This window comes from Lacticaseibacillus baoqingensis, from assembly GCF_003946165.1.
GTDB classification, from domain to species: Bacteria; Bacillota; Bacilli; order Lactobacillales; family Lactobacillaceae; genus Lacticaseibacillus; species Lacticaseibacillus baoqingensis.
This window is the reverse complement of sequence record NZ_RHOI01000058.1, coordinates 1-6,218: the sequence shown is the minus strand read 5'-3', so window position 1 is coordinate 6,218 and position 6,218 is coordinate 1. Positions and strand designations below refer to the sequence as shown.

At 50.3% G+C, this 6,218-nt stretch carries 7 protein-coding genes; 5 read left to right on the top strand and 2 right to left on the bottom strand.

What is annotated here, in order from left to right:
- Positions 1-302 (bottom strand): PTS transporter subunit IIC (locus tag EKM91_RS13475; RefSeq protein ID WP_338015996.1); only part of this gene is annotated, 302 nt, incomplete at its 3' end.
- 337 nt (positions 303-639) lie between these two features.
- Between EKM91_RS13475 and EKM91_RS13470 the strand changes: the two genes are divergently transcribed.
- The 5 genes from EKM91_RS13470 to EKM91_RS13450 all read left to right on the top strand — a co-directional run bounded on the left by EKM91_RS13470 (position 640) and on the right by EKM91_RS13450 (position 5,525).
- Positions 640-1,341: an AzlC family ABC transporter permease gene (locus EKM91_RS13470; protein WP_125754411.1), complete on the top strand. Its 702-nt coding sequence runs from the start codon at positions 640-642 to the stop codon at positions 1,339-1,341.
- Positions 1,338-1,661 (top strand): AzlD domain-containing protein, encoded by a 324-nt coding sequence (locus EKM91_RS13465; RefSeq protein ID WP_125754410.1) that lies wholly within the window; start codon positions 1,338-1,340, stop codon positions 1,659-1,661. The genes EKM91_RS13470 and EKM91_RS13465 overlap by 4 nt, the downstream gene beginning before the upstream one ends.
- A 164-nt stretch (positions 1,662-1,825) precedes the next feature.
- Positions 1,826-4,522, top strand: coding sequence for an HAD-IC family P-type ATPase (locus EKM91_RS13460; protein WP_125754409.1), 2,697 nt, complete (start codon positions 1,826-1,828; stop codon positions 4,520-4,522).
- Between the two features lie 90 nt (positions 4,523-4,612).
- On the top strand, positions 4,613-5,122 hold the full coding sequence (locus EKM91_RS13455) for a transcription repressor NadR (RefSeq protein ID WP_125754408.1): 510 nt from the start codon (positions 4,613-4,615) through the stop codon (positions 5,120-5,122).
- 79 nt (positions 5,123-5,201) lie between these two features.
- Positions 5,202-5,525 carry a DMT family transporter gene (locus tag EKM91_RS13450; protein WP_125754407.1) on the top strand — a complete coding sequence of 108 codons (324 nt, stop codon included), beginning with the start codon at positions 5,202-5,204 and terminating at the stop codon, positions 5,523-5,525.
- A gap of 126 nt (positions 5,526-5,651) precedes the next feature.
- Here the strand turns inward: EKM91_RS13450 and EKM91_RS13445 are convergent.
- Positions 5,652-6,218, bottom strand: a 567-nt coding sequence (locus EKM91_RS13445) for a PTS transporter subunit IIC (protein ID WP_338015995.1), incomplete at its 5' end; no start/stop codon positions are given.

The following is a 6,218-nucleotide window of genomic DNA, read 5'->3' as shown; positions in this document are numbered from 1 at the left end:
CCCAATGGGATGATGATCGCCCCGACTTCAGTCCCAAAAGCCACCGCCGAAGCGGCTGGCCAGCCAATGTCTAAGGTATGTAGGTGTAAGCCGTAAGCTTTGACCATCGCAGTGACGGCCGGACCGATATTATCGGTCAATAATTGCGTGATGACACTTAAGCCAACAAACCCAACCCCGACTGAAAGTCCGGATTTCAGTGATTTACCGATCCCCATCCCGAGCAATAACCCCAGGATCAAGAAGATGATCGGCATCATGACGCTTGCCCCTAAGGACAAAATGTAATTAATGACACCCATAATATGAATGTGCCTCCTTGTGAATAATAGAGTAGCGGACAACGATTGACGCCGCTTACAAAAAACGGCACCAATCAATTTCCAAAAAGGAAATAAAATATCTCTTTAAGAAATAACGATGAAAGTATAGCGCCGCCTCCACTAAACTGCAAGCGCTTATTCGGTTAAAAAATACCGAAATCCGCGTGTTTGCGCGCCTCAGCCCCGTGGTTAAGCGGTTTCCTATGCCACAAAAAAATTCCAAGCAACGCCCAGTAATCGCCGGTTTAGCTTGATTATTAAGGATAAACAGGTAAAATCTAATTATGTTCTAATTTTACATATTGGAGGCGACGGCGTGGACGGACAATTAGATTTTAGAGCCGGATTAAAAGATGTGGTGCCGACCCTCTTTGGCTATATTGGAGTCGGTTTGGCTTTTGGGATCGTGGCCCACACCAGTCACTTATCCGTGTGGCTGGTCTTATTGATGTCGCTGCTGGTTTATGCCGGCTCTGCACAATTTGTGATCACGAGTATGCTGCTGGTCGGCAGTCCGATCGGGGCGATCGTGACGTCAACGATCTTGATCAATGCGCGCATGAGCTTGATGAGCATGACGGTTGCACCCTATCTTAAACAAGAATCTTTTGGGCAAAATATCTTGATCGGCTCGTTGTTGACCGATGAGACTTTTGCGTTATCGATGAACAAATTGAATCAAACGGGGCACAAGCTAAAGCCAGCGTGGTTTCATTCGGCTAATGTGTGCGCTTATCTCGTGTGGGCGATCTCGACGGTGATCGGCGCGTTATTGGGTAGTTTGATTCCGGATGCCAAGGCTTTTGGATTGGACTTTGCGGTGGTGGCGATGTTCATCGGCTTATTGTACTTGCAGATGATCACCGATCGCAGTAAGCCGCTGCTGCGACATTTGACGGTGGCAGGCTTTGTGGCCTTGTTGATGATCGTTTTGATGCGGTTCATGCCAGGGTCAACTGCGATCTTAGTGGCAACGATCTTGGGCTGCTTGTTTGGAATGGCGGTGGAACGGCGATGAACCATGTTTTTTTAACGATCCTCTTATGCGGCTTGGCAACTTGGCTGATCCGTGTGGTGCCTTTTGCTTTAGTGAAGGCGGCTAAATTACCGCAGTGGCTGTTGCAGTTCTTGAGTTTTGTGCCGGTGGCGATCTTAGCGGCGATTTTTGTGGAAAGTCTTTTGGTTTATCATGCCGGGCAGTGGCCGAGTGTCAACGTAGGGAACTTGTTAGCATCTTTGCCGGCGATCTTAGCGGCGATCATTTCGCGAAGTTTGTTGATCGTGGTGGTCGTGGGGATCGCGTCGATGGCAGTGATCCGGCTATTGGGATGGGCTTGATCCGGCATTATTAGGTAGACGCAGCGTGAAGCTGGGTCTATTTTTTTAGGCCAAAATATTTCCCGGGAAATAAGATCACAGTCTGTTGCAGAAAAGATTAGGCTCGATTAACATTAGGTTAATGGTATATTGCCAAAATTTTGAATAAAAAAGGATGATGATAGATGGACGATCCCGGTGAGCAGAGGCCAATGACCCACTTAACGATTGACGAAGTGCAGGCGAAGGTAGGTTTATCGTCTAAAACGAGCGGTTTGACTCAAGCGGAGGCTAGCAAACGACTGGCGACGGATGGGCCGAATGCGATTCAGACACAACGGACACCGAAGTGGGTCTTATTCGTGCGCCAGTTCAACAACTTGATCATTTACATTTTGATCATGGCAGCCGTATTGACGACCTTGATGGGCCACTTGACGGATACTGTGATCATTGCGTTGGTGATCGTGATCAATGCGCTGATCGGTTATTATCAAGAAGCCAGTGCGAGTGATTCACTAGAAAAGATTCGCGGTATGTTGGCGCATAATGCCACGGTGTATCGTGATGGTCAACGCATCGATGTTCCAGCGGCAGAATTAGTCGTTGGTGATGTCGTGTTTTTAGAAGCAGGGGATAATGTGCCTGCGGACTTGCGGCTTTTTGACGTGGATAATTTAATGGTGCAAGAATCGGTCTTGACTGGGGAAACTAATTCCATCGCCAAGACGGTCCATGCTTTGCCCGCCAATACACCGTTAGCTGAACAGACGAACATGGTTTTTTCAGCGACGGCAGTGGCTAGCGGCAGCGGGATGGGGATCGTGGTGGCGACTGGGCAAGACAGTGAGCTCGGGAAGATCTCTCAAGCCGTGGCGACGACGAAAACCCGTCGTTCACCGATGATGCAGCAGCTTGATGGGATCGGCAAAGGCTTGTCTTATGGAATCTTAGCGTTTGCTGTGGTGTTGTTTATTATTGGGATGATCGGCGGGCATTACACGTTAGGCACGTTGGCGTTAGGGATCGTGACGATGATCGTCGGCTCGATGCCAGAAGGGCTGCCGGCGACGACCAGTGTGATCTTGGCGATGGGCGTACAAGATATGTCCAAGAAAGAAAACGCCATCGTCAAGGCCTTGCCTTCTGTTGAGGTGCTGGGTTCAGTCGATGTGATCGCCACGGATAAAACTGGGACCTTAACGCAAAACGAAATGACCGTTACCGAGATCATCACGCCACAAGCGACTTATTCGGTAACTGGCACCGGTTATGCGCCAAAAGGGGATTTCCGCTTGGATCAAGCGGTGATCGCACCAGCTGACCATGCGGACTTGAAAGCCTTGTTGCGTGCCGGGTATGAGGCAAATGACACCACTTTAGCTGAAATCGAAGGCAAGTACGAGATCAATGGGGAGCCTACGGATGGCGCCTTTATGACCGCTTATTACAAAGCTTTTTCAACGGACCCGACGGATGCTGAGGAGTTGGATCTGTTGCCTTTTGACTCCGATTACCGCTATATGGCGAAATTGGTGCGCCTGGCAACTGGAGAGCACAAGTTGTATATCAAAGGCTCACCGGACAAATTGTTGCCGATGGCGCAAACTGCCGATGGCGCATTTGACCAAGCAGCGTGTTTGCAATGGACCAGCGCGCACAGCCAAAAAGGCCAACGCGTGATTGCAGTCGGCGAGAAGTCCGTGCCGCAGTCTGTCACCAAGATCACCCATGAATTATTGGCTTCGGGGATTACGTTTTTGGGACTGGCTGCGTTGATCGACCCGCCGCGTCCAGAAGTGATCGCATCGATCGCAGAGATGCGCAAAGCCGGCGTGAAGGTCAAAATGATCACTGGTGATCACCCTGAAACTGCTGCCGCGATCGCCGCGACTTTGGGGCTTGCGGATAGTCCGCGTGTGGTCACCGGTGCGGAGTTAGCCGCCTTACCAGAAGATAAGCGGCAAAAGCTGATGGTTTCAGCCGATGTGTTTGCCCGGACGACACCAGCCGATAAACTGGCGATCATTCAAGCCTTGCAAGCGGCGGGTAATGTGACTGCCATGGTGGGTGATGGGGTCAATGATGCCCCAGCACTTAAGCAAGCTGACATTGGGGTAGCCATGGGCGAATCTGGTACCGACGTTGCCAAAGATGCCGCTGACATGATCTTGACCGATGACAAATTTACCACCATGCAGCGTGCCATCGCCGAAGGCCGGCGGATCTACGCGAACATTAAAAAGAGTATCTTGTTCCTATTGCCGACGAGTTTTGCCGAAGGGCTTGTGATCGCGTTTACTGTATTGACGCAAGATGATATGCCTTTGAATGCCAGTCAAATGTTGTGGATCAATATGGTTTCGGCGATCACCATTCAATTGGCGTTTATCTTTGAACCGGCTGAAGATGGGTTGATGTTGCGCCCGCCGCGGCCCAACGATGCGCCGATGATGAACAAACATGACATTTTCCAACTCTTGTATGTTTCGGTGCTGATCTCTGGGATCGGGTTGCTCGCGCATGATTGGCTTTTGCGTGGGGGCTTGGCGAATGCGGCCACTGCCAGCACGATGATGGTCAATATCATCATCTTGGGCAAGATCTTCTATCTGTTTAACATTCGCACTAAGTCGCTGGTGATCTCCAAGCAGTTTTTCAGCAACCCGCGCGCGTTTGCGATCATCGGCTTGATGATGTTGCTGCAATTTGCTTTGACGTATGTGCCTTTCATGCAAGATATTTTCAAAACAGCCGCGATGTCATGGCGTGAGTGGGGGATCGCGATCGCAGCCGGGTTCATCACCTTGTTCGTGACCGAATGTGATAAACTGATCCGCATTGCCTTGCATCGGCGTGCTGGGCGGGTCCGTTTTCAATAGTGCAAAAAGACTAGTCACCGCGACGAATTTAGCGTAAGCTTGAGGGTAAATCAGCTAGGCGTGTGCCTTGCTATATTCGGAGGGATGACTATGCTAACGAGTGCTGAACGGCAATCGCAGATCAAAGCAGCTTTAGCCGATGCACCAGAACCGATCACGGCCAGTGCGTTTGGGAAGAAGTTTGGTGTCAGCCGGCAGACGATCGTCGGCGATATCGCCTTATTGCGCGCGCAAGGAACGCCGTTGATCGCCACGCCGCGGGGGTATCGGTTCAAGCCTGAAGCGGCGAACACTGCCGTCGTCGTGTGCAAGCATACGCCTGAGCAAGCCGGCGAAGAGATCCAGTTAGTGATCGATAACGGTGGGGTGTTGGTCGATGTTTTAGTCGACCATCCATTGTACGGTCAATTACGCGGGGAGTTACAAATCGCCACTGCCGCTGAGAAGAATCTTTTCTTAGCTAAGATGGAGCAGCTGCAAGGGCATATGTTGTCTGAATTGACCGGCGGCATCCACTTGCATACGATCGCGTATGATAATATTGAACAGTTCAAGGCAGTCAAGGCGGCATTACGCAATGCCGGCTTCTTGTACGAATAAGCGATATGACCAATAAGGGGTTAGGCCATGGGGCCTGACCCCTTATTTGTTGCGCAACATAAAAAAAGGAACGGTAATTATGGGATACGTATTTTTGATCGTGGCAATTTTTGGCGAATTACTAGGGACGAATTTATTGAAAGCTGCCAATGGCTTTACGCTTTTATGGCCGACATTGGGGTCGCTGGCGGCTTATGGTGCCTGCTTTTATTTCCTCTCCTTATCGCTAAAAACGCTCAATTTAAGCATCGCCTATGCATTGTGGGCAGGCTTGGGGATCCTATTGACCACCATCGTCGCGGTGTTGGTGTGGAAGGAGTCATTGAGCTTGGCCAATATCGTCGGCATCGCGCTGATCGTGATTGGCGTGGTCGTCTTGAATCTTTCGAGTACGAGCCATTAACCCAGCTAGTTTCACGTGAAACGGATTGGCATGAGACTCAGTTGCGCACAATAAAACGCCTCTGCTTAACGATTCAGAAAATCGTCAGGCAAAGGCGTTTTAGCATGAGATGATCAAAGCAGGTGATTATTTGCCTTCAGCGGCTAAGACTGCCTTTTCTTCGGCAACGATCTTGGAACGGTTGAACATCATCAAAGCGATCACGACCACCGCAATGATGATTGGACCAACGATGCTCAGATGCGTCGTGCCTTGGTAAACTAACCAAGTCAACGGGCTGGCAGCGAAGTCGACCGAAGCCACACTAGTGGTCCCAGCAGGGATCAAGGAAGCTTGGACGACCTTCACAGCGCTGGTGAAGATCCCAGCCAAAGTCGTAGCGGATAACACCCCGACGATCATCGCAACCAACCCAACGATGAAGGTGCGGACCACGTTGCCTTTGGTGTAAGGCAAAACCAGTGGGAAGATGTAAATCAAACCGGATAAGGAAGCCAGCGGTAAGAATTCGTTACCAGGGATCACAACGGATAAGAACAAGATCGTTGGGATCAAAAGTAAGGAACATACCAAAGTCACAGGATGGCCGATAACTAATGCAGGGCTCATGCCGATATTGAAAGAACGGCCAGGCAAGTGCTTCGCGATCAGTTCTTGAGAGCGTTCAGAAATCGGCTTCAAGCCTTCGATGAA

Excerpts from the sequence above, each read along its gene's own strand:
- EKM91_RS13465 (WP_125754410.1), top strand. The coding sequence starts at position 1,338 with ATGAACCATGTTTTTTTAACGATCCTCTTATGCGGCTTGGCAACTTGG.
- EKM91_RS13460 (WP_125754409.1), top strand. The coding sequence starts at position 1,826 with ATGGACGATCCCGGTGAGCAGAGGCCAATGACCCACTTAACGATTGAC.
- EKM91_RS13455 (WP_125754408.1), top strand. The coding sequence starts at position 4,613 with ATGCTAACGAGTGCTGAACGGCAATCGCAGATCAAAGCAGCTTTAGCC.
- EKM91_RS13450 (WP_125754407.1), top strand. The coding sequence starts at position 5,202 with ATGGGATACGTATTTTTGATCGTGGCAATTTTTGGCGAATTACTAGGG.